At 72.4% G+C, this 21,051-nt stretch carries 21 protein-coding genes; 6 read left to right on the forward strand and 15 right to left on the reverse strand.

The features are described from left to right. The first annotated feature begins 169 nt into the window (after positions 1-169). On the forward strand, positions 170-730 hold the full coding sequence (locus ACFC1T_RS15475) for a GNAT family N-acetyltransferase (protein WP_375888500.1): 561 nt from the start codon (positions 170-172) through the stop codon (positions 728-730). Positions 731-802: 72 nt separating this feature from the next. Further along, a complete protein-coding gene (locus tag ACFC1T_RS15480) occupies positions 803-1,417 on the forward strand; it encodes a hypothetical protein (RefSeq protein ID WP_375888503.1) in 615 nt (204 codons plus the stop codon). Between the two features lie 56 nt (positions 1,418-1,473). Here ACFC1T_RS15480 and ACFC1T_RS15485 read toward each other — a convergent pair whose 3' ends face one another. From ACFC1T_RS15485 to ACFC1T_RS15500, 4 genes are all read right to left on the reverse strand, one after another. Further along, positions 1,474-2,001 (reverse strand): hypothetical protein, encoded by a 528-nt coding sequence (locus ACFC1T_RS15485; protein ID WP_375888505.1) that lies wholly within the window; start codon positions 1,999-2,001, stop codon positions 1,474-1,476. 45 nt (positions 2,002-2,046) lie between these two features. Then, positions 2,047-2,505 (reverse strand): MarR family winged helix-turn-helix transcriptional regulator, encoded by a 459-nt coding sequence (locus ACFC1T_RS15490; protein ID WP_375888508.1) that lies wholly within the window; start codon positions 2,503-2,505, stop codon positions 2,047-2,049. 103 nt (positions 2,506-2,608) lie between these two features. Then, complete coding sequence (locus tag ACFC1T_RS15495; RefSeq protein WP_375888509.1) at positions 2,609-2,854, reverse strand: hypothetical protein; 246 nt, start codon at positions 2,852-2,854, stop codon at positions 2,609-2,611. Continuing rightward, the gene (locus tag ACFC1T_RS15500) at positions 2,851-3,228 is read right to left on the reverse strand and encodes an ATP-binding protein (RefSeq protein ID WP_375888510.1); all 378 of its coding nucleotides are present in this window, start codon (positions 3,226-3,228) and stop codon (positions 2,851-2,853) included. Before ACFC1T_RS15500 ends, ACFC1T_RS15495 begins: the two co-directional genes overlap by 4 nt. Positions 3,229-3,393: 165 nt before the next feature. Between ACFC1T_RS15500 and ACFC1T_RS15505 the strand changes: the two genes are divergently transcribed. Further along, on the forward strand, positions 3,394-4,263 hold the full coding sequence (locus ACFC1T_RS15505; protein WP_375888513.1) for a helix-turn-helix domain-containing protein: 870 nt from the start codon (positions 3,394-3,396) through the stop codon (positions 4,261-4,263). Positions 4,264-4,265: 2 nt separating this feature from the next. Continuing rightward, a complete protein-coding gene (locus ACFC1T_RS15510) occupies positions 4,266-4,460 on the forward strand; it encodes a DUF397 domain-containing protein (RefSeq protein WP_375888515.1) in 195 nt (64 codons plus the stop codon). Here the strand turns inward: ACFC1T_RS15510 and ACFC1T_RS15515 are convergent. Beyond that, the gene (locus ACFC1T_RS15515) at positions 4,457-5,281 is read right to left on the reverse strand and encodes a helix-turn-helix domain-containing protein (protein ID WP_375888516.1); all 825 of its coding nucleotides are present in this window, start codon (positions 5,279-5,281) and stop codon (positions 4,457-4,459) included. The two genes, ACFC1T_RS15510 and ACFC1T_RS15515, sit on opposite strands and share 4 nt — an antisense overlap. Before the next feature lie 128 nt (positions 5,282-5,409). Between ACFC1T_RS15515 and ACFC1T_RS15520 the strand changes: the two genes are divergently transcribed. Together ACFC1T_RS15520 and ACFC1T_RS15525 are read left to right on the forward strand one after the other, a co-directional pair. Continuing rightward, positions 5,410-5,799, forward strand: a complete 390-nt coding sequence (locus ACFC1T_RS15520; RefSeq protein WP_375888518.1) for a VOC family protein — start codon at positions 5,410-5,412, stop codon at positions 5,797-5,799. Positions 5,800-5,824: 25 nt separating this feature from the next. After that, positions 5,825-6,238 carry an SRPBCC family protein gene (locus ACFC1T_RS15525; RefSeq protein ID WP_375888520.1) on the forward strand — a complete coding sequence of 138 codons (414 nt, stop codon included), beginning with the start codon at positions 5,825-5,827 and terminating at the stop codon, positions 6,236-6,238. A 306-nt stretch (positions 6,239-6,544) separates the two neighbouring features. Here the strand turns inward: ACFC1T_RS15525 and ACFC1T_RS15530 are convergent, their stop codons facing one another. From ACFC1T_RS15530 to ACFC1T_RS15575, 10 genes are all read right to left on the reverse strand, one after another. Further along, entirely contained in the window at positions 6,545-7,270 is a 726-nt protein-coding gene (locus tag ACFC1T_RS15530; protein WP_375888523.1) for a hypothetical protein, read from the reverse strand. 181 nt (positions 7,271-7,451) lie between these two features. Continuing rightward, entirely contained in the window at positions 7,452-8,216 is a 765-nt protein-coding gene (locus ACFC1T_RS15535; protein ID WP_375888524.1) for a hypothetical protein, read from the reverse strand. 240 nt (positions 8,217-8,456) lie between these two features. Further along, positions 8,457-9,545, reverse strand: coding sequence for a serine hydrolase domain-containing protein (locus ACFC1T_RS15540; RefSeq protein ID WP_375888526.1), 1,089 nt, complete (start codon positions 9,543-9,545; stop codon positions 8,457-8,459). 71 nt (positions 9,546-9,616) lie between these two features. After that, on the reverse strand, positions 9,617-10,285 hold the full coding sequence (locus ACFC1T_RS15545) for a DUF4097 family beta strand repeat-containing protein (protein WP_375888528.1): 669 nt from the start codon (positions 10,283-10,285) through the stop codon (positions 9,617-9,619). Between the two features lie 260 nt (positions 10,286-10,545). Then, the gene (locus ACFC1T_RS15550; protein ID WP_375888530.1) at positions 10,546-11,760 is read right to left on the reverse strand and encodes an FG-GAP repeat domain-containing protein; all 1,215 of its coding nucleotides are present in this window, start codon (positions 11,758-11,760) and stop codon (positions 10,546-10,548) included. A gap of 209 nt (positions 11,761-11,969) precedes the next feature. After that, on the reverse strand, positions 11,970-12,746 hold the full coding sequence (locus ACFC1T_RS15555) for an aminoglycoside N(3)-acetyltransferase (protein WP_375888533.1): 777 nt from the start codon (positions 12,744-12,746) through the stop codon (positions 11,970-11,972). An 88-nt stretch (positions 12,747-12,834) separates the two neighbouring features. Then, on the reverse strand, positions 12,835-15,234 hold the full coding sequence (locus tag ACFC1T_RS15560; protein WP_375888848.1) for an FxsB family cyclophane-forming radical SAM/SPASM peptide maturase: 2,400 nt from the start codon (positions 15,232-15,234) through the stop codon (positions 12,835-12,837). Between the two features lie 56 nt (positions 15,235-15,290). Next, positions 15,291-15,479: a hypothetical protein gene (locus tag ACFC1T_RS15565; RefSeq protein ID WP_375888535.1), complete on the reverse strand. Its 189-nt coding sequence runs from the start codon at positions 15,477-15,479 to the stop codon at positions 15,291-15,293. Positions 15,480-15,705: 226 nt separating this feature from the next. After that, positions 15,706-19,590, reverse strand: coding sequence for an FxSxx-COOH system tetratricopeptide repeat protein (fxsT, locus tag ACFC1T_RS15570; protein WP_375888538.1), 3,885 nt, complete (start codon positions 19,588-19,590; stop codon positions 15,706-15,708). Further along, on the reverse strand, positions 19,587-20,945 hold the full coding sequence (locus ACFC1T_RS15575) for a TIR-like protein FxsC (protein ID WP_375888541.1): 1,359 nt from the start codon (positions 20,943-20,945) through the stop codon (positions 19,587-19,589). Before ACFC1T_RS15575 ends, fxsT begins: the two co-directional genes overlap by 4 nt. Positions 20,946-21,051: the final 106 nt, after the last annotated feature.

Here is a 21,051-nt window from a genome sequence, read left to right on the forward strand (position 1 = left end):
CCGCTTTGGTGGGGGGGGGGGTGTGGGCTCTCCCCCCGGGGGGCCCCCCCCCCCCGTGGCGCGCCCCCGCCCCCCCCGCGTTGCGCGCCCCCCCCCCCCCCCCCCCCCGGGCCGGTGTGCCGCCGGATATCCGGTGGCACACCCGTTCGCGGGCGGACAGGATCGCGCCATGCATGTCTTCCTTGAGACCGAACGGCTCGTCCTGCGCCCGTTCACCGGAGCCGACGCCGACCACCTCCTCGCGCTGGACAACGACCCCGAGGTCATGCGCTTCATCAACGGCGGCGAGCCGACCCGCCGGGAGACGGTCGAGGCGAAGGTCCTCCCCCGGCTCCTCCACGACCACCCGTGCACCGGCACCCGCGGCTTCTGGGCCGCCGAGGAGAAGGCCACCGGCACCTTCCTCGGCTGGTTCGAGTTCCGCCCGCTGACCGACCGCGACCCCGCCGTCGTCGAGCTCGGCTACCGGCTCAACCAGGCCTCCTGGGGCAAGGGTTACGCCACCGAGGGCTCACGGGCGCTGATCGACAAGGGCTTCACCGAGCTCGGCGTGGAGCGGGTCACCGCGAACACCATGACGGTCAACTCCCGCTCCCGGCGCGTGATGGAGAAGTCCGGCCTGACGTTCCTGCGGAACTTCACCGGCGACTGGCCGGACGCGATCCCCGGCTCCGAGCACGGCGAGGTCGAGTACGAGCTCACTCGCGCCGAGTGGCAGCAGCGCCGCTGACGACTCCCCCTGGGCCCGCCCGCCCGCAGCCCGCGTGGAACACCGTGCCATGCTTCCCCGGCACTGACGATCATGCCCACCACCGCCTCGGCGGAGAGGAACACCATGCGTTTCCCCTGGCGCCGACGGCCGGTCGGACGGTCGGCACGACTGCTCGACCTCGCGGGTGTCGACCCGCGTTCGGTGGACGACGACGAGGACCTGGACGTCTGCCGGCAGGTCGCCTTCCGGGTCGCCCGGCGGGATCACGGCGGGACGGCCGAGGTCCTGGCGCTGATCGAGGAGCTGCTGGCGGACGAGGCCGAGTACGCGTTCGCCGTCACCTTCCTGGAGGATCTCCAGAACCTCGCCTCCCACGGCCTGGACGCGTTCCGCTCTCCTGCGGAGACCCGGCTCCTGCTCGGCCCCCGGGCCGCGGTCTGCTGGGACACCGTGGCCGCCTTCTGGGCCGAGGTCGCCGAGTGGCGGGCCGCCAACGGCAAGCCGCTGGAGCCCTCGGCGGCGATGCTCGGCACGGAGAACGAGCAACTGCGGCTGCTCCTGTGGACCTCGAACCGGACCCTCCCCGGCGGGGAGAAGCTCGGGATCGCGGACGTCGTCCGCTTCGAGAAGGCCGTCGGATCGTCCCTCCCCGGGTACAGCCACATCGCGGTGGCCATGAACCTCGCCGGGCGGGTCGGCCCCTGATCGCCGCTGTGCGCGGGAAGTCGGCCGGTCCGACTTCCCGTGCACAGCGGTCCGGCTCACGGGCCGACGAGCTCCGCGAGCTCGTCGGCCGACTCGGGGGTCAGCCGGTAGAAGCCCTGGAGGCTGACGGAGCGTTCGAGACGCCCGTCCACCAAGTACTTCAACCCCCGCACCTTTCCCCGCTGGTTGCGCCAGGTGAGCTGCCCGAGGAGTTCCCCCGGTATCCGCTGGTCGAAGCGCACGGGCGTCCCGTCCACGTGGACGGCCTCGGCCCCGCAGCCGCCCGCACCGAGCATCCACCAGGCGTCGTGCCCCGGGAAGGCCGGGTCCTGCCAGGTCGCTCGGGCGGCGCCGCAGCACTCGCCGCGCTCCCGGTCGACGATCCGCATCCGGCTGACGACGAACACCTCGCACCGGTTGACGTGCAGCGCGTACACCTCGTCCCCGGCCTTGGCCGTCGACCAGGCGGGCAGCGACTGGTGCACCCCGCTGTAGGCGACGGGCGGACGCTCACCCACCCGGCCCCCCTTGCGGAGGGAACGGCAGGTGTCGTGGGTCCACAGGACGGTGAAGGCATCGGGCATGGCGCCGATCCTAGGAACGGGGTCGGACAGTCCGGCCCCCTGCGCTCAGTGGTGCCAGGCCTGCCCGCCCGTGTTGTGGACGAACCGCTGCAGGACTTTCAGCGTGGTCAGGTACTCCTCGTCGGAGATGTCCGCGTGGCGCTCGGCCCACAGCTCGTCCTGGAGAGCGGCGAGCCGGTCGAAGAACGTCCGGCCCTCGGTGGTCAGCGCGATCACGCCCCCGGGGGACTCGGTGACCCAGCCGCGCTCGACGGTCGCGTCGATCTCGGCACCGAGAGCGTCCTGCCCGGTGTCGAGGTAGTCGCGCAGCACGGCGGAGACCTCGTCGCGGGTCCTCGGCTCCTCGGCCCGGGCGAGCTGGGCGAGCACCCACCACTGCGGCTGCGTGGTGCCGAACTCGGCCAGCGCCCCACGGGTGCGGTTGACGACGGCCTTGTACGCGGCCCAACTCCAGTAGCCGATGGGCTGCTTGATCAATTCGGCATCGCTGTGCGAGTACTCCACGGCCGATCCCTCCCCTTCGCGTCGATCACTTCGGCAGGACCGACGCTAGGAGGTGAAGCCGACTTGAGGTCAAGCTCCTTTCCGGCGGTAGCAAACTTGGCACTCAGCTCCGGTGTCGCTTGAACTCGCGCAGCAGCGCCAGGAGGTTGATCACCGTACTGGCGGGAACGTTGCCCAGGTCGACGAGCACCCGGCCGTTCAGGACGGTCTCGCCCGGCTTGGCGGACGGCCAGAGGATGCCAAACTCGCGCCCCTCGGTCCGGAGTTCCACGATGAGTTCGGTGAGCTGCGGGCCGGTGAGGTGGTGGATCGCCGGATCGGCCGGATGGATGGGGTGGAGGGCGTTCACGCGGCGCCACCGTCCTGCGACAGCTCGAACCAGACCCGCTTGCCCGTCTTCTGCGGCTCGGCGCCCCATCGGTGAGTGAGGCCTTCCACCAGCTGCAATCCACGGCCGGACTCGGAGAGTTCGGTGGGCTTGCGGCGGGCGGGGAGGAGGGGGCTGAGGTCGGCCACGTCGACCCGGAGGGTGCGGGACTCGACGGAGATGACGACGGCCGGCGAGGGGGTCCGGCCGTGCCTCCAGGCGTTCACGATCAGTTCGGCGAGGGCGACTTCGGCGTCCGCGATCGCCGAGAGGTCGTACCCGGCGCGCGCCATGGCCTCGCGCAACAGCTCGCGGGACACGAGGAGGGAGGGGGAGTTGAGGTTGGGGTCACACATGGGGAGTCTCCCATCAGCTCAAATGAGCTACGCCCAGACAGGCTTGACGCCATGCCTGGCGAGCACTGCACTAAGACTTTAGGGGATTCTCCGTGAAACACGCAACACGCTCCGCACATGCCTCTACACTTTCCGTAGGTGAAGATCCGCTAGGAAGGCACATCCATGGGACTCAGGCCTGGGATCAGCGAACGCCAGCGCCGCCTTGGCGAAGAGCTTCGTCGGGTACGTGATGCCGCTGGACGCTCAGCGGTGGAGGTCGGGCAGGCGATCGGTGTGAAGGGACCGGCCATCAGCCATATCGAGTCGGGCAGGATGGGGCTAAATATTGACCGGCTGAACATCTGGCTCAACCTGTGTGAGGTTACGGACTCCGGCTACCGAGCCGCCCTCAGCACCATGTGTGGAAGTTCCGGCAAAGGCTGGTGGGTCGACTTCAAGCACGACGTGATCTCCAATGCGCTCGATCTGGCGGAGGCGGAAGCGAGCGCAACAGCTCTGGACTGCTACGAGACCCTGCTGATTCCTGGTCTTCTCCAAACCAAGGCCTACAGCGAAGTCATGCACGGATACAACGAGAGGAAGGTCGAGTTCCGCCACCAGCGCCAAGCGCTCCTGACCGGCGAGGATGCTCCCCCTCTCCGCGCGGTCATCCATGAAGCGGCCCTGCACATGATGTACGGAGGTCCGACCGTCATGCGGGACCAGCTGAACCATCTGATCGAGATGAGTCGACTCCCGAACGTGACCGTCCAGATCCTCCCGTTCGACTGCACGACCTACGCCTCGAACGACACGCCGTTCATGCTCATCCGCGCGTCTCACAGCCGACTGCACGCGGTTCTGCTTGAGCATCCTCACGGCGGAATGTTCATCGGAGATCCCGAGTCAGTCAGCAAGTTTGATCAGAAGTTCGACCGGATCAGGGGCCTGGCTCTCCCTCCACTGTCCGTTTCCACACCGACGCCGTCCGACACATATCGTGACTCGCTGGGCTTGCTCCAGCACATCCGATACAAGGTCCAAGGACGGTAACCATGCGCCAGCTCAACTGGCAGAAGTCGAGCTTTAGCGGCGACCAGGCCAACTGCGTCGAAATCGCTTCCGACGGCGACCTCGTCCTCCTCCGCGAGTCCGACGACCCCAGCATCGTCGTCACCACCACCCGCGCCAAGCTCAACGCCTGGATCCAGGGCGCCAAGGCCGGCGAGTTCGACCACTTCACCGTCTAACTAAGCCCAGTCTCGGGGCTCAGCAGCCGCCGCAGGGCGGTCGGCGTGTGGCCGAGGTGCTGGCGCACGGTGCGGGTGAGGTGGGCCTGGTCGGCATAACCAAGCTCGGCGGCGAGGGTGCTGATGCTGGTCTCGCCGGCCTCCAGGCGGTCGAGGGCGTGGCCGATGCGGACGCGGTGGCGGTAGTGGGTCACCGAGACCCCGAGGTAGCGTGGGAAGGCCCGGCTCAGGCGGTACGGGGACACTCCGAGCGACTCGGCCAGTCCGAACAGCGTCCCCGCGGCCGGGTCCGCTTCGGCGATCGCCTCGCGGGCGGCCGCGACGAGGCTCCGGTCGCGCTCGGCTGCCGCGTCGCCCACCAAGGTCCGCCCGGCGACGGTGCGGCCGATGGCCGTCGACAGCAGCCCCACCAGCTCCTCGGCGAGCGCGTAGTCGATGTCCTCCGACCGACCGGCAGCGAGCAGGCGCCGGTGCGCCAGGTCGAGCTTCGGGTCCGTATAGAGCGTCTGTGCAGTCGGTTCTGCCCCGTCCCCGGCCAGGGAGCGCCACAGGTGTGGCGCCACGCTGATCGACGTGCAGGTGTCGCCCCCGGCGGGGTGGGCGAAGCTCTCCTCCTCGCCCGGGACGCCCACGTAGCCGAGGGCCGTGTCGATGTCGGCGGGCGCGCCGCCGGCCGTTCTGCGGAACCTTCCACGGCGTACCAGCACCACCCGGTAGTCGGCCCGTACCTCCGGCGCGGACCAGCGGGTGTGGTCGGACCGGCAGGACACCGCGCTGATGGCGAAGCCGGGGCGGGTGGCGACAGGGTCGGCGGTGAGCACCCTTCGAACGCTACGCACCGGGTCTGACAGCCGCGCAAGGATGTTCAAGACCGGGGCGGGGCTGCTGGGCGAGGCTCCTCATCGAAGCCCGTAAGGCTTCCGGTCGTTCACGATTCTGGAGTCCGCACATGCCCGTTCTCGCACAGCTCACCACCGTGGTCGTCGACTGCGCCGACCCGGTGGCGCTCGCCGCCTTCTACCGGCACGCCACCGACTGGGAACTCACCTACAGCGACCAGGACTTCGCCTCCCTCAGCGCGGGCAGCACAGGGTCCGGCCTGGCCTTCGTCCGCGTCGAGGGCTACCAGGCGCCGCAGTGGCCCGAGGGGAGCAAGCACTTGCACCTCGACTTCGCCGTCGCCGACCTGGAGGGCGCGGTCGAGGCGCTGCTCGCCCTCGGCGCGTCCCGGCCGGAGTTCCAGCCGGGCGAGGGCCGGTGGGTCGTCCTCACCGACCCCCAGGGCCACCCCTTCTGCCTGGTCCCGGCCGTGACGGCCACCGCGCCCACCGCCAACTGACCGCCCCCAGGCAAGGAGTACTCCCATGGCAACCGTGCACCGAGAGGTCCTGATCGAGGCCGACCCCGAGGGGATCTGGGCGGCGATCCGCGACTGGGGCGAGGTCCATCACCGGCTCGCCCCCGCGTTCGTGGTCGACACCCGGGTCGAGGGGGATGTCCGGGTGGTGACCTTCGCGGACGGCACGGTGGTGCACGAGCTGATCGTCTCGCTCGACGACGACCTCCGGCGCATCGCCTACTCGGTGGTCGGCGGCTCCATGGACGTCGCCCACCACCACGCCTCCATGCAGGTGTTTGCCGAACCCGGCGGTCGCAGCCGCTTCGTCTGGGTCACCGACGTGCAGCCGCACGGCCTGGCGGAGCCCATCAGCGCGATGGTCGACCAGGGAATCCGGGTGATCCGCCGGACCCTGGAGGCCGCCGCCCTCGCTTCCTGACGCCCGCGGCATGCCCGCGACATACCCTCGACGGCTCTGAGGTACACGCCGAAGAACGGAGTGACTGATCGTTTCAGAATGAGTTGGGCCGCGGGCCTTGCGCTTCATGATCTTGCTGGGCAAGGTGTCCGCGTGCCTTCCGATCTTGTTCCTGACGGCCTCTGGGAGCGTGTGTCACCGCTGCTGCCTCCTGCTCCCTCGTGACGTCACCGCTACGAACGACGTGCTGACGCAACAGCGGCCTCTGGAAGAGGGGCTCGTGAGTTCTGGATTGGCCGGTAGCTGGTGCGATCCGGGCCTCGCTGGTCAGAAGTCGGGGCGGACGCGTAGAGCCGCCAGGGCGGCTGGCGCCTGGTCTGGCTTGAACGACCAGCCGGGCATGCCGCCCCAGGAGATCGACACCCGCAAGTACTCGACCAGGGTGATACCGGATCGGCCGGTCACGCCGTGAATGACCGGGTCGGCCACGTACTGGACCATCTCGATCTCGTGGGTGGCACCGCTGATGTTGGCCTTGTGCAACTCATCTGGCGCGAAGTCGAAGATGAACCCGTCCTCGCCAACCTCGGGGTCATCCTCAACGGCGTCCTGGTAGTCGTCCCAGCTCTCCCGCAGGTGCTGCACAGTCGGAAGGACCAGCGGGTCAGGAAGGATCGGGGCGGCGCTGTACTGGCTTCCTGCGGAATAGCACTCGCTCAGCGCCGCGCAGTCGCCGGCGAACCACGCGCCGCCGACCTGGCGGAAGCACGCATCGAGGGCCGGGGGCACGGAGCCGATCTCGGCACGAAGAAGATCGAGATCATGCAGATCCTCGGCCGTGACCGGTTCCCGGACGGCCATGACAGGCACGAGTCCGAGGTCGGTCAGTTGCTCCGCGAGACGGTCCACATGGGGTGCCACCCGCTGCATCGTCGCGAACGCCACGCCTCGGCAGTCCTCGTCGAGCGCGTCCGGAACTGGGCCCAGACGGCGCAGGTCCGCCCAGACACCGTCATGGTCACCGCTGATGTATCGCTGCGTGAAGGAAGTCACCGAGGCACCCTCCCCAACATCAGTATCCGCAGGCAAGTCCCGACCACCTGCGGCATCCCCCCACGTCCGCGCCTCGCGGCCCAACTCATTCTGGAACGATCAGTAGGCCACCCCTGTGCCCAGGAAGTCGGCCCATCCGACTTCCTGCGCACAGGGGTCCGCGCCGTGGGGACGATGACTCCTACTCGGCGCCGGCCAGTTCCCGGCGGACCCGCTCCAACTGCTCGACCGTGAGCGGGTGGTCGGACAGCACCAGCGTCCACTGCCACCGGGCGTCCCGCCACCGCTGGAGGTGGTGCCCAGGGTCCCTGGCCCATCCGGCAAAGTACGGCGGCTCCTCCAGGGGCTGGCGCACCAGTTGGGCCGCCGTCGGGGTGCCCGGCGAGGGCTCATTGTCGAGGTCCACGACCACGTACCCGGTGTCGGGATCGCCGTCGATCGGGCTCGGGCGCCCGAGCGGGCCGGGCCAGGACGCGGGCACCGGCAGCGGCCGCGTCCGGTAGTGCTCCCGGATCCGCTCCCACCGCAGCTGCTCGGCCCGGTCGGCACTGCCGTCGTCCTCAGGCCGGACGAACCGCGCGTCCGGCAGGGCCTCAGGAAACGCGAGCTCGGACAGCTCCTCGACATAGGCCGTTCCCGGCGCGGAGGCCCGCAGCACCATGCCGGTCCCGCTGTCGACCACCAGGTCCAGCGTCACCCCCTCGGGGCCGGCCATCTCGGTCCGCACCGCCGCCCGGCCGTCATGCTCCGTCGGGCGACCGGCCGGAAGCTCCGGCAGCGCGGGAACGACCAGCCGGGCAGGGTCCGGGCCGAACCTCCACGGCCAGCCGTCGCCGGGGAAGGAGAGGCCCGGCTCCACCCACGGGGGGAAATTGGTCTCGGCCACGGCGACGCGGCCACCGTACTCGTGCCGCCACAGCGACGGCGCCCGGAAGGCGAACCCCATGACCGTCTCGACGTCTTCCGCCGGAGGATGCCCAGGCCCGTTGCCCACCCGTGGCCGCACCGCCCGGTACCGCCCGGTGAGAACCCGTACGGCCGCCGCCGGCTCACTCGCCATCGCCGCCTCCTCCGCTCGCCCTGCGTGCCCTCATCCTCCACCTCCGAGGCAGCGCAGCTGCGCAGGAAGTCGGCGTGGCCGACTTCCTGCGCTTGAGGGACTCGAAGCACCGGGTAACAGGGCGGATCAGCAGAAGACCGCCTTGATCAGTCGCTCCAGGGCGGGCGGGAAGGTCTGGGCCGGGTCCTGGTCGGAGTCGCCGGTGGTGAGGCCCGCGGTGAGGACCCTGGCGCCGTCCGGGGTGGCGATCATCAGGGCGCCGTAGCCGCCGGGGGCGCCGCCGTTGTGGTGGACGATGGTGACATCGCCGCTGTCCGGGCCCAACTCCTGGACGAACAGACCGAGTCCGTAGCCGAGCATCCCGTGCGGGGTCCGCATCTGCTCCAGCAGCTCGCCGGGCAGCAACCGGCCGCCGAGCAGGGCCGCGAAGAACACCTGGAGGTCGCGGGTGGTGGAGATCATGTCCCCGGAGCCGCACAGCAGCGAGAGGTTCTGCCGGGAGACGTCGACGACCTTCCACTCCTCGCCGTCCTGGTAGCGGTAGTAGCCGTGGGCGTGCGGGCCGGGTATCTCCGAGAGGCTGCCCGGCACGAGGGTGCCGGTCAGGCCGAGCGGCCGCAGGATCCGGCGCTGCATCTCCTCGGCGTAGGTGTGCCCGGTGAGCGCCTCGACCAGCAGCACGGCCAGCGTGTAGTTGGTGTTGGAGTAGCCCTGGTCCGCGCCCGGCTCGAACCGGGCCGGCTTCGTCAGCGCGAACTCGACCAGCTCGTCGGGCCGGTAGTCGTGGAAGCGGTTGTCCACCCACGCCTTGCCGATCGAGGGCAGCCCGGGCACGAACTCGCCCTTCTCGTCGAGCTCGCCGGTGCAGTTGTGGACGCCGCTGGTGTGCTGGAGCAGCATCCGTACGGTGATCCGCCCGTCCAGGCCGCCGAACCGGGGCAGGTGTTCGGCGACGGGGGCGTCCAGGTCGATCAGGCCGTCGGCGACCAGGTGCAGCACGAGGGCGGCGACGAAGGTCTTGGTGGTGCTGCCGATCCAGAACTGCCCGTCGGTGGCGGGCTTCGCGCTCCCGCCGAGCTCGTGCACCCCGGCGCTGCCGGTCCACGCGCCCTTCTCGTCGTGGACCCGCAGCTGGACGCCCGCGAAGCCTGCGTCGACGAAGTCCTGGGCGGCCTTGTGGAGTTCGGGACGGTCCTGGGTGGTGGTGGCGTTCATCGTCGTTCCTTCTCTCGCGGGTCGTGGAGTGCGGCTCAGAGGCCGCGGACGGTTCAGAGGCTGCGGGCGGATCAGAGGCTGCGGGCGGTGATGTCGCCGTAGGCGGTGGTGGCGTGGATGGTCAGGCCGGGGGTGCTGTCGGCGTTCCGCAGCGCGTTGTGGATCCGGCCGTGCGCCGTTCCGGCGTCGAGGGCGGCGGAGACCCCGCGGGCGGCGCCGACCTCGATCTGCCCGTACTCGGTGCGCAGGGTGACGGCGCCCTGGACGGCCTCGGTGATCCGCAGGTCGCCCTTCTGGGTGCGGATCTCGGCGGGGCCGCCGAGTCGGCCGACGGCGATGTCGCCGGCCTGGAGGTCGAAGCGGGCGCCGGCGGTCTCGTCGAGCTTGACGGTGCCCTGCGCGGCCTCGATGGTGACGTCGCCGAGGCGGCCGACACCCCGGAACTCGGCCAGCGCGGCCGTCGCGTCGACCCGGGAGCCGGTGGGCAGTTGGACGGTGACCTCGACGGAGCCGGAGTTGCCGAGGAGGCGGTTCCCGGCCTCCGGGGCCTCGACCCGCAGCACGCCGTCGACGTAGGCGACCTCGACCCGCTCGGCGGCCTTCACGTCGCGGCTCTTCCCGGCGTCGGCGGGCCGGACCTCGACCACGGTGTCGGCACGGTCGGCGGCGATGAGCCGGATGCGGCCGGCGGGGATGTCCAGGACGGCCGAGACCGGGGCGGGGGTGGCGAACTTCTGCATCGTGCTCTCCTTCGCTTCTGCGGCGCGGGCCCGGCGACCCGCCGCTTTCTGACGAGGGAAACGCTACGTTGCGTTCGCAGTTCAGGCAATCATCAGCCCGCACCGCTAACCAATAATCGCAGGTGAGCAGCCATAAATCATTGCAACAACTCTGCCGGGAATGCAACGACCCCCAGCCCATTCATTGCAATGGACTGAGGGTGAACGCTATACACAGGCGTTGCGGCGGGCAGCAGGCACCGGACAGCAGGCAGCAGGCGCTACCGGAGCCGGTCCGCACCGGACGGAGCCGCCGCCCGCGTCGTGCGGTGGCCGTGGGAGTTCAGCAGCACCGAGACGCTGTTGTCCTGGGCGTTGGTGACCGCCAGGTCGAGGCGCCCGCGCTGCCGGAACCGGCCGGCCACCACGGTGTCCGGGATGGAGCCGTCGCCGGACCCGGTGGGGTAGGACTCCGGTGCCCGGAAGGTCCCGTCGCCGTTCCCGCGCAGCAGGGCCACCGAGCTGTCGTCGGTCGCCAGCGCCAGGTCGGGGATGCCGTGGCCGGTGAAGTCGCCCACCACGACCGAGACCGGCCCGCCGCCCGCCGGGTACGCCCGCGCCGGCTGGAACGTGCCGTCCCCGTTGCCCAGCAGGACCACGGCGGAGTGCTCCCCGTCCGCGACCACCAGGTCGAACCGGCCGTCACCGCGCAGGTCTCCGGCGGCCAGCGAGTACGGGACACCCCCGACCCGGTAGTCCGTCAGGGCGCCGAGCGTGCCGTCCCCGTTGCCGGGGAAGACGGCCACCTCGCCGACGCCGTCGAGGGCGACCGCCAGGTCCAGGTGCCCGCTGCCGCCGAGGTCGGCGAGCGCGATCGAGGCAGGGTTGGAGTCGGTGCCGGTGGAGTACGTGCGCGGCGCCTGGAACGTGCCGTCCCCGTTGCCCAGCAGCAGCGAGACGCTGCCGTCGCCGAAGTCGCCCAGGTTGGCGACGGCCAGGTCGAGCGTGCCGGTGCCCCGGAAGTCGCCGATCGCGACGGCGTCCGGGTGCGAGCCGGTGGCGAAGCGGGTGGGCGCCCGGAAGGTGCCGTCCCCGTTGCCGAGCAGCACCGAGACCCCGCTGTCGTCCTGGTCGGCGACCACCAGGTCCTGCACGCCGATGCCCCGGAGGTCCCCGACCGCGACGGAGGTCGGCCCGGGGCCGGCCGGGAAGGTCCGCTGCGGGCCGAACCGGCCGTGGCCGTCGTTCAGCAGGATCGACACCGTCCCGTCGGCGGCGTTCGCCACCGCCAGGTCGGCCCGGCCGCTGCCGGTGAAGTCCCCGGCGGCCACCGCGCGCGGGTTGTGTCCCACCGGGTAGTCGGTCTTCGGGGCGAACACCCCGGCCCTCGGGGCCGCCGGCTCGACGGCCGACGCGCCGCCGGGCAGCGCCGGCACCGCCCCTGCCGCCACCACGACCGCCGCCGCAACGGCCTGACCACGCCTCAGTCCACGCATTCCGCACCTCTCCCGTCCGGACGCCCGCTCGGCGCCGCTCGGCACCGCTCTCGGCGCGATGGTCGCCCGAACGGGAGCGCGGTGCCGGCCCCGACACCCTGGGAGGCCCCCGGACCGCCCGAACCGGCGATCCAGGAGCCCGACCCGACGGCCTCGACCCAGGACCCGACGGCCCTGGACCCGACGGCCGTGGACCCAGCCCGGCGCCCTCAGCCCGAAGCCCGCGCCCGGAGCAGCCCGTCGGCGAGGTCGACCGCCTCCCGGACGGGCACGAGCCGGCAGTCCGCGTCGCCGATCCGCCCGGTGGTGACGCCCTCGGCCGCGGCGAGCACCTCCGCGCCGAGCTCGGCGAAGTGCAGGTCGTCCAGGTCGGGCGCCTGGAAGGACGTCCAGCCGTCCGTCGTGACGCAGCCGTACTCGCGGTGCCGTACGTCGGCCTGGCGCAGGTCGGCGAGGTGGAAGGCGGTGAAGCGGGCCATGTCGACGCCGAGCATCAGCACCCGGGCGTCCAGCTCGTACAGCCGCCCGAGCGGGGAGTCGGGGCCGAGGTGGGAGGTGAGCGGGTGCCGGGAGGTGATCTCCTCCGCCCGGGGGCCCAGGGCCGCCCAGGAGGTCTGCGGGTGGCTGCTGCGCAGGGCGCCGGGCCGGGTGCGGACGGCTTCGGAGAGCGCGCCCAGGGTCGGGGAGGCCGGGGTGGTGGCCGGGTCGAAGCGCGGCATCCGCGCCCGGTGCTCCGCGATCTCGGCCGGGGTCAGCCCGGCGATCGCGGCCTGGTGGATCCGTGAGGTCGAGGAGTTCTCGGGGGTGCTGGTGAACGCCACCAACGTCCCCTCCTCCCCCAGGACTTCGAGCAGGGCGTCGACCACCCCGGCCGCCCCGCCCTCGACCGGCCCGAGCGTCCGCAGCGACGCCTGGACGTGCAGCACCGTGCCCGGCCGCACGCCCAACCGGGCGAAGCCGTCGGCCAGTTCAGCGGTGGAGATCATCCGACACCCCTTCGTTTCAAGCCCCGACCTCGCTTCAAGCCTCGACTCCCCATCAAGCCTCGGCCTCGACTCAAGTCTCGACTCCCCATCAAGCCTCGACGTACCGGAGCCGACTCCGCTCCTCCCGTGCCTTCTCCGCGTCCCGTTCCGCCGCCGCCGGCAGCGGTACGGCGAGCCACGGCGCGACGCTCTCCCCCATCCCCGCGGCGAACCGGGCCCCCAGCCCGGTCAGCGCCCCGGATCCGGCCAGCCGCTCGACGGCCTCGGCGGTGTACTGCCGCCAGAGCGCGAACTGCGCCCGCGCCCGGTCGGCGGCCTCCCCCGCCAGGCCGTCGTACGCGGCGGTGCGGGTGCCCCAGTACTCGGTGACCGCCAGGTGGGCGTACGTGCCCTGGAGCAGCCCCTCCAGCGGGCGCGGGTCGGGCCGCCAGGGGGCGAAGTACAGCCGGTCGTCGGACCGGTCGTACAGGTCGTACAGGTCGAGCACCGCGCCGAGCTTCACGTGCTGGAACTCGTGGGCGAGCAGCAGCGCCAGCGTGGGCGCGGTGGCGGGCCGGGCGATGCCGACCGCGCCGTACGCCTGCCGCGCCGCCGAGCTGACGTCGCGTCCGGTGGGGCCGGGCCGCAGCGGGGTGATCGTCGTCAGCCCGGCCCGGATGCCCTCCGCGTAGTCGGGCAGGTCGCGCCCGAGCAGCTCCCAGGCCTCGCGCAACGCGCCCGTCCAGCCCAGGAGTTCGGCTTCGGGCAGCCGGTCGGCCACCGGGTGGTCGTGGCTGTCGCGCAGCGGGTCGAGGTCCTCCAGGGCGACCGTCCAGCCGCCGGCCAGCCGGATCCGTCGCAGCGGGTCGTCCAGCTCCGTGAACACCGTCCCGTCGGCGGCCCGCACCTCGAAGCCGTCGGCGTGCCCGGTGACCACCGCCTCGCCGTCCGGCACCGCGATCCGCCCCAGCGTCGGCAGGTGCAGCCGGCCGCCCCGGGCGGGCACCGTGACGGCGTCCCCGCGCCCGGCCCGCACCGCGGCCGCGGCGGCCAGTGCCGCCATCGGCCCGAGGCCGACCGTGAGGTCCCCGGCGAGCCGCCGCGCGGCCCAGGCCCGGGCGTACGGGTGGGCCAGCACCATGTCCACGGCCCCGGCCGCCGCCCCGTCGAGCTCCGACAGCAGCTCCCAGGCGGCCGCCCGGCCCTGCCCGGAGGCGTCCCAGGCGGCGGCCAGCATCGCCCGGGTGAGGGAGAGTTGGGCGGCGCCGAGGGCGGCAACGGTGTCGGTGCCGCCGTATCCCCGTGCCAGCTCGTCGAGTTGGGCCGGGGTGAGTGCGGCCGGCAGCAGCGGACGGCCGCCCTGGGCGGGAACGGGCGCCGGCGCGGAGGCCGAACCTCCCTTGCCCGCAATGCCGTTGATGAGCGTCATGAGGTCACCGCAGTAGACGGAGGGATTGTCGAAGCCATTGTCCGCCCGGTAGCGGTGGGCGTACAGTCCGCCGCCGCAGGCGCGGACCACCGGGCAGGCCCGGCAGGTCGCGCTCAGCCCGTCCAGGCCGGACTGGCGGGCGGCGATGCCGGGGTGGCGGGCGAGGTCGTCGAGGCTGTGCGCGAAAACGTTCATGCCGGTGACGGGCGCCCCGTCGTACGCGGTCTTGAGGCTGTCCGCCTGCTCGAAGGTCCCGTCCGTCTCCAGCACGGCGAGGTCCGAGGGCTCCAGCCCGAGCGACTCGGTGAGGCTGGACAGTCCGCGCACCGTCCGGTGCACGGATTCGAAGGTGCGCACGGCGAACGGCCGCGCGTCGGTTTCCCACAGCCTGTGGACAACCAGCAGCCAGTCCGCGTACGGGTCCTCCGGGCCGCCCGCGAGCCGCTTCGGCGGGTCCTCCCAGGTCGCGTGCGGAAGCAGGAAGTCGACGGCGGGGGGCCGCAGTTCGACCAGCGCCCGGTACACGGCCACCGGGTCGTTCTCGATGTCGATGGTGCACAGCAGCCCGGCGAACAGGTGCCGGAACTCGGGCTCGTTCAGCAGCCCGACCGCCCGCAGCACCTGTGGATGGCTGCTCCGCCCGTCGGCGAAGCGCCGGTGCCGGTCGTTGGCGGCCCGGTCCCCGTCCAGCGAGATGCCGACCCTGAGGTCCAGCTCCGCGAACAGCTCGCAGAACGCACGGCTGAGCAGCACGCCGTTGGTGTGGATGCGCAGGTCGAGGGCACAGCCGGGCGGGAGCGCCGCCCGCAGCGCTTCGGCCGCGCGGCGCAACCGGTCCGGGCCGGCGAGCAGGGGTTCTCCCCCGTGCAGGACGACCCGGACGGCGGACAACCGGTGGGCGACCGCATGCTCACCGATCCGCTCGGCGGCCTTGGCCAGGATCCCCTCCCCGATCACCTTGGGGCGGGAGCGCCAGCTGCTGTCCGCGTGCTCGTAGACGTAGCAGTGGTCGCAGGCGAGATCGCACCGGCTGTGCATCTTGACCACGAATTGCGTCAGTGGCACCGGAATTCGCGTCATCATGGGTGTGGCGGGTTCAGCTCGGCCTGGGGTCCGTTTCGAGGTTCCGGAGCGGGTCAGATCGAGGAGTTGAAGGCCGCGACCGGCACACCCGCCCCGGCGTCGGGAAGGGCTCGTCGGATCCTGGCAGAGATCTCCTCGGCGCCGAGTTCGGCAAGATCGGCCAATGAGGGCCGCCCGTCCTCCCACGTCTCCTGAAGGTCCGTCAGTTCGGCGTGGGGCATGGTGTCCAGTGCGGGTGTCATGTTCGATTCTCTTCCACGATGGGGGTTAGAGAGAAGCACCGCCGGGTATATACCTCGGCTTGGTCGCAAGGGTACTGCTCGCTTGCAAGTCCCGATGCGTCCTTACACCGCTCTAACTGCCCCATACCCGCATCACGCTGCGGCGTCTCGCCAAAAGTTCATCCGTTCGGCGGTCGCGCGCAGACACCTGACCGGCGCACAGCCCGTTCACCAGGTCGGACGCCGATCACGCCGGCGGCGCCTCCGTGAAAACGTCCGCCCGCCCGCCGCCCGGTGCCCCGGCGCCCGCCCGACTCAGGGTCAGGTTGCCCCTGGCCGCCCGGGTGTCGGGGTGGTCCGGCCCCAACGACTCCGTGAGCGCCTCCACCGCGAGCTCGTCCAGTTCCCGGGCGCCCACCTGGTCGCCGGTGGCCAGCAGCGCGTTGGCCCGGTTCAGCAGGGCCGCCCCCACGTAGCGGTGCCGTTCTCCCAGCCGTGCCCGCAGTCCGTCCAGCACCTGCCCGGACAGCGCCGCCGCCTCGTCGGCGCTGCCGTCCCGCAGCAGCAGGGCCGCGAGGTTCCCGGCGGCGACCAGGGTGGTCGGGTGGTCCTCGCCGAGGCGGGCGCGGTGGTGTTCGAACACGGACCGGGCCAGCTCCACCGCCCGCTCGGTCCGGCCCGACGCGGCGAGGTCGGCGGCGAGGTTCCCGGCGGCGGCCGCGGTCTCCGGGTGATCCGCACCGTGCCGGGCCGTCAGCCTCCGGTGGGCCTCCTCGTCGGCGGCCAGGGCCTCCTCGTGCCGGCCGAGCCGCAGCAGGGCGCCGCCGAGGAGGCGCAGGGCCTTGAGGGTGTCGTCGTGGTCGTCGCCGTAGCGCGCCCGGGAGCGCTCGACGACGCTCGAGAGCGCCGCCCTCGCCTCCTCGTACCGGCCCGCCTCGCGCAGGACGCGGGCCCGGTTGATCTCGGACTGGAGGGGGTACAGGTCGTCCTCGCCGAAGGCCGCCCGTTGTCGGGCCATCGCGGTCGAGTGGTGCTCCAGGGCACCTTCGAGGTCCCCGGACAGGAAGTCGGAGACACCCAGGTTGTTGAGGCTCATCATGGTGCGCGGATGGTTCGGCCCGAGGACCCGCTCCGCGGTCTCCTCCGTCGCGCGGTCGAGCGCCTGCGCCTCGTCGTAGCGGCCGAGTTGGCGCAGGTCGCCGCCGAGGCCGCCGGCCGCGGCGAGGGTGTGGGCGTGGTCGGGCCCGAGCAGTTCGGTCAGCCGTTCCCACGCCTCCCGGTCGGTCCGGTAGGCCTCCGCTCCGGCGCCCGCGATCCGCAGCACGTTGGCGAGCTCGACGCGCAGCATCAGTCCCGTCAGGTCCTCGGCGCCCCAGACCGCCAGTGCCCGCTCGGCGAGCTCGCGGGCATCGTCCAGCAGGCCCCGGTGGCGCTGGTAGCGGACCGAGGCGGTGACCCACCGCCGCACCTGCGGGTCCGTACTCTCCACCGCTCCGGACGGTCCCAGGTGCGGTAGCACCGCGGCGAACCGGGGCCAGTCCTCCGCCCGGTCCACGTCGCCGCGGCCGACGGTCGCCAGCGCCGCGTGCACGACGGCCCGGACGGCGGGCCGGTCGGCCTCGGCCACCTGGTCGCGCAGCAGCGCCTGGACGATCCGGTGCACGGCGAGCGTTCCGCCGCCCTCCGCGTCGTGGCGGACGAGGCCGTACTGGGTGACGGCGCGCAGGATCTCCCCGATCACCAACTGTCCGTCCCCGCCGGGCGCCGGCCGGATCGCCCGGACGGCCGGTTCGGTGTAGAACAGCTCGATCGGGATGGCGTCCGGCCCGAGGAAACCGCAGAGTTCCAGCAGCCGCATCGCCGGCGCGTTGATCCGGCGCAGGTCGGCGCCGGCGATCCGGGCGGTGGCGGCGATCGCCGCCGGGCCGCCTCCCGGGACGGGCCGGTCCAGCACCTCGGCGAGCGCCCCGTCCAGCAGGTGCAGGTAGGTGGCTGCCGGCATCGGGGTCTCCTGGAGCCAACGCGCCGCCTGGTCGACGGCGAGCGGCAGGTCCCCCAGCCGTTCGGCGATCGGCTCCGCCTCGTCCGGCCGGATCGCGGGGTTGAACCGTCGTAGCAGCCGCACGCTCTCCGTCCGGTCGAACACGTCGACCTCGGTGCGGCCGGGGTGCCGCGCCCAGCGCCGGTTGCGCGAGGTCACCAGCACGTGTCCGGTGGCCGTTCCGGCGGGCAGCCAGGGCGCGAGGCGGTCCGGGTCCTCGGCGTTGTCGTAGACCAGCAGCCAGCGCTCGTACGGCCGTCCCTCGTCGAGTGCCGCCAGCACCGCGCGGGCCGCCCGGCCCAGGTCCTCCCCGACGGGCACCCCGAGGGCGGCGGCGAGGTCGGCGAGCTGCTGCGGAACGTCGGCCGGCTCCTCGGCCCGGATCCACCAGGTCACGTCGTAGCCGGCGGCGAAGCGGTGCGCGTACTCGGTGGCCGTCTGCGACTTGCCGACCCCGCCCATGCCGTAGAGCACCTGGACCGGGGCCGGCCCGGTCAGCCCGGTGAAGCGGTCGCGCAGCCGGTCGAGCAGTGCGCTGCGGCCGGTGAACGCGGGATCGCGCGGTGGCAGCGCCTGCACCACCGGACGGACGTCGGGGAAGCGGGCGGGCGGCGCGGGCGCCTCCTCGGCCTCCACCCAGCGGCCCGCTCCGGGCGGCGGCCCGAGCAGTTCGAACAGCGCGGACTCCGCGGCTCCGGCCCGGAGGCCGGCCAGTTCGAGGACGGCCCGCCCGCCGAAGGGCTCCGGCAGCGGTTCGGCGGCCACCGACGCCACCGCGAGCGCGCCGTCCTCCCCCTCCCCGAACCGGCGCCACAGCTCCGCCGCCCGCGGCAGCGCCAGGTACTCGGGCGACAGCAGCGCCAGCATCCGGCCGTCCCCCTCCAGCGGCCCGTCGGCCTCCGGAAGCGCACCGGAGGCGTCCGCCGGGACGGCCGCACCGTGCAGCGTGACCAGATAGCCGCACCCGGTCAGCACCGCGGCGGCCCACTCCGCCCACATCCGGTCCCCCGGGGCGTAACTCACGTACAGCTGACGGGACCTGGTCCTCCCCGGCCGCAGGTAGGCCGCGTAGAGCCGGCGACGGACCCGGTCCGGGACGGGCCGCAGCTCCCGCACCCGGTCGTCGGTGAGCCACCTCGCCAGCCGCTCGTACGCGCCGAGCAGACTCCGGTGCTGCCGGGGCCGGTCGGCGACGGTGGCGGGCACCTCCTCGTAGGCGTAGAAGGGCTTGTACGGCACCTCCACGTCGCGCCAGTACGCGTCCGCGCGTTCACTGCCGAGCCAGCGGCCCAGGTAGGGCGCGAACGCGTCCCGGACGAAGTCGCGCCCGGCCGCGAGCCCGGACCGTTCGGTCTCCTCGACCCGCATCGGCACCGGGAACACCCGGATGTCCCGCACGTCGGCGTCGACGATGGCGTGTGCGGCGTCGACTCCGCCGCGGATGCTCTGGGCGCTCAGGGTGAAGCAGTCGACCACGGTGTCGGGCAGCACGACGGTGCAGATCCCGGAGGTGTCGCTGACACCGGTCCTGCTGTCGATCAGTACGTAGTCGTACGTGGTGGTCCACTGTTCGCGCAGTGCGGCCAGGAACTCGGCCCCCCGGATGTCGCTCCGGGTGTAGAAGCTGCGCCAGTTGAAGCTGGTGACGGCTGCCGAGTAGGCGCCGTCCTGCCGCCCCGCGGGCATCAGGTCGAGTCGGCCGCCGGCCGGCAGGTCGAGGGCCAGGCCGCACAGGTGGGCGTCGAGCCGGCCGGGCGCGGAGAGCCACTCGCGCGGCCCGAGGCCCGGTGCCTCGGTGACACGCGGGAGGGCCTGGTCGACGTAGGCGCGGAGCAGGTCGATCAGACCGGGTGTCCCGCGCAGTTCGGGGTCGATCAGCAGCGGGTGGTAGTAGCGGTGCAGGCCGGGGGCTTCGAGGTCCCAGTCCACCACGAGGACGCGCAGGCCCTGACTGGCCAGGATCCAGCCGAGGTTGGCCAGGGCCATGGTCCGGCCGGTGCCGCCCTTGAAGGAGTAGAAGGTCACGATCGACCCGGTCACGGGCGGGGCGGCGAGCTCGACGGTCGTCGGCCAGGCCTGTTCGGCGTTCACGATTGCAGCTCTCCTCGGCTCGGCCGGTCGGCCACGGGCAACGGATGGAGGGCGGGCGTCCGCGTCTCGATCGCCGGCAGTCGCCGGGCCGCGGGCACCGGCCCGGCCGGAATGGCCAGGCCGGGCAGTTTCGGCGCATCCGGTTCCAGCCCGAACGAAGCCCGGACGGTGTGCGGGTCACCGCCGTTGTCCTCCTCGTCCAACAGGCGGTTCTGGGCGACCGTCACCGCCCGCAGGAGTTCGCTTTCGAAACGTTCCCGGGTCACCTTCACCCGGAAGAGTGGTTCCGGCCCGGACCGGTGCAACCAGTTGCGCGGGAACACCGTGCGCACCCCCTCCCAGAGCCGTGCGCGGGCCGGCCCGTCCGGCGGGTCGTCGGTCCCGACCGGCAGCAGGACCCCGGTCACCGGGTGGTTCTGGTCGTCGAACTCACGCAGGGCCTGCCGGTACGGTTCCTGCCCCGCCGACCACGGATCCACCAGCAGCACGCTGACCTGATTGCCCTCCCGGGCCCGGTCGAGCTCCCCGGCCAGGCCAGGGCCGATCTCGTCCATGGTCGTGATGTGCCCGGCCCGGGTGATCACCTGCTGGGCCCGGGCCACCAGCGAGGGCAGGGTCGGCGGGTGGTACGGCGCCCAGTCCCAGGGCTCCGGGCCGTACCATCCGCCGCCCGCGGGCTCCGCGGACGGACCGTCACCCCTCGTCGCTCGCCCGGCCGCGACGAACAGCCGGACCAGCCCGGGCCTGGCCGACAGCTGCTCCTCGACGGGCGCCCGGGACCAGCCGTCCACCCTGCCGAGGTCCAGCGACGGCAACTCGGCGAGGCACTGGGCGGCCGACTCCCGCACCCGCTCGGCGATCACCCGGACCACCCGGAGGTAGTCCGGCCCGCGCGGATCGGCGCGCAGCAGGGCCCGCAGCCCGTCCGCGGCGTAGGCCTCGCCGAGGTCGTGCTGGAGGTACTGGATCCGCAGCACCTCGGCCGGCAGTTCGGCGGACGGCGGCTCCCAGATCACCGGGATCAGAGCGGGCACCGATCTGCCGGTCAAGTCGCGGTGCCTGATCATCCGTTCGTTGAACGCCGCCCATTCCTTGCCGCAGTACGCGCTGGCGAAGTACGCGGGGCTGTACAACGCGACCAGGGTGCGGCAGGTGGCGACCGTTCCGGAGAGCTGCTGCTCCCAGTCGTCGCCGAGGCGCAGCCGTTCGGTGTCCCGGTAGCCGAGCACGTCCGGACCGGCCGTCGGCTCCAGGAGGGCCAGTTCATCCCTGAGATCACTGAAGAACTGGTCCACGAAACTACCGCCGGCGAGCTGGTCCCGGTGCGCGTAGCTGAAGAAGAAGAACGGCCTCACTGCACCCCCGGCCACAACCCCTGATACGTCGATCTCGCCTACAGTACCGGCGAGTTGACGGATTGTGCAGGGAGCCGGCCGAGGAACCCGCCCCGCCCCGCGGCGG

This window comes from Kitasatospora sp. NPDC056076 (genome assembly GCF_042266305.1).
In the GTDB taxonomy this organism is placed as follows: domain Bacteria; phylum Actinomycetota; class Actinomycetes; order Streptomycetales; family Streptomycetaceae; genus Kitasatospora.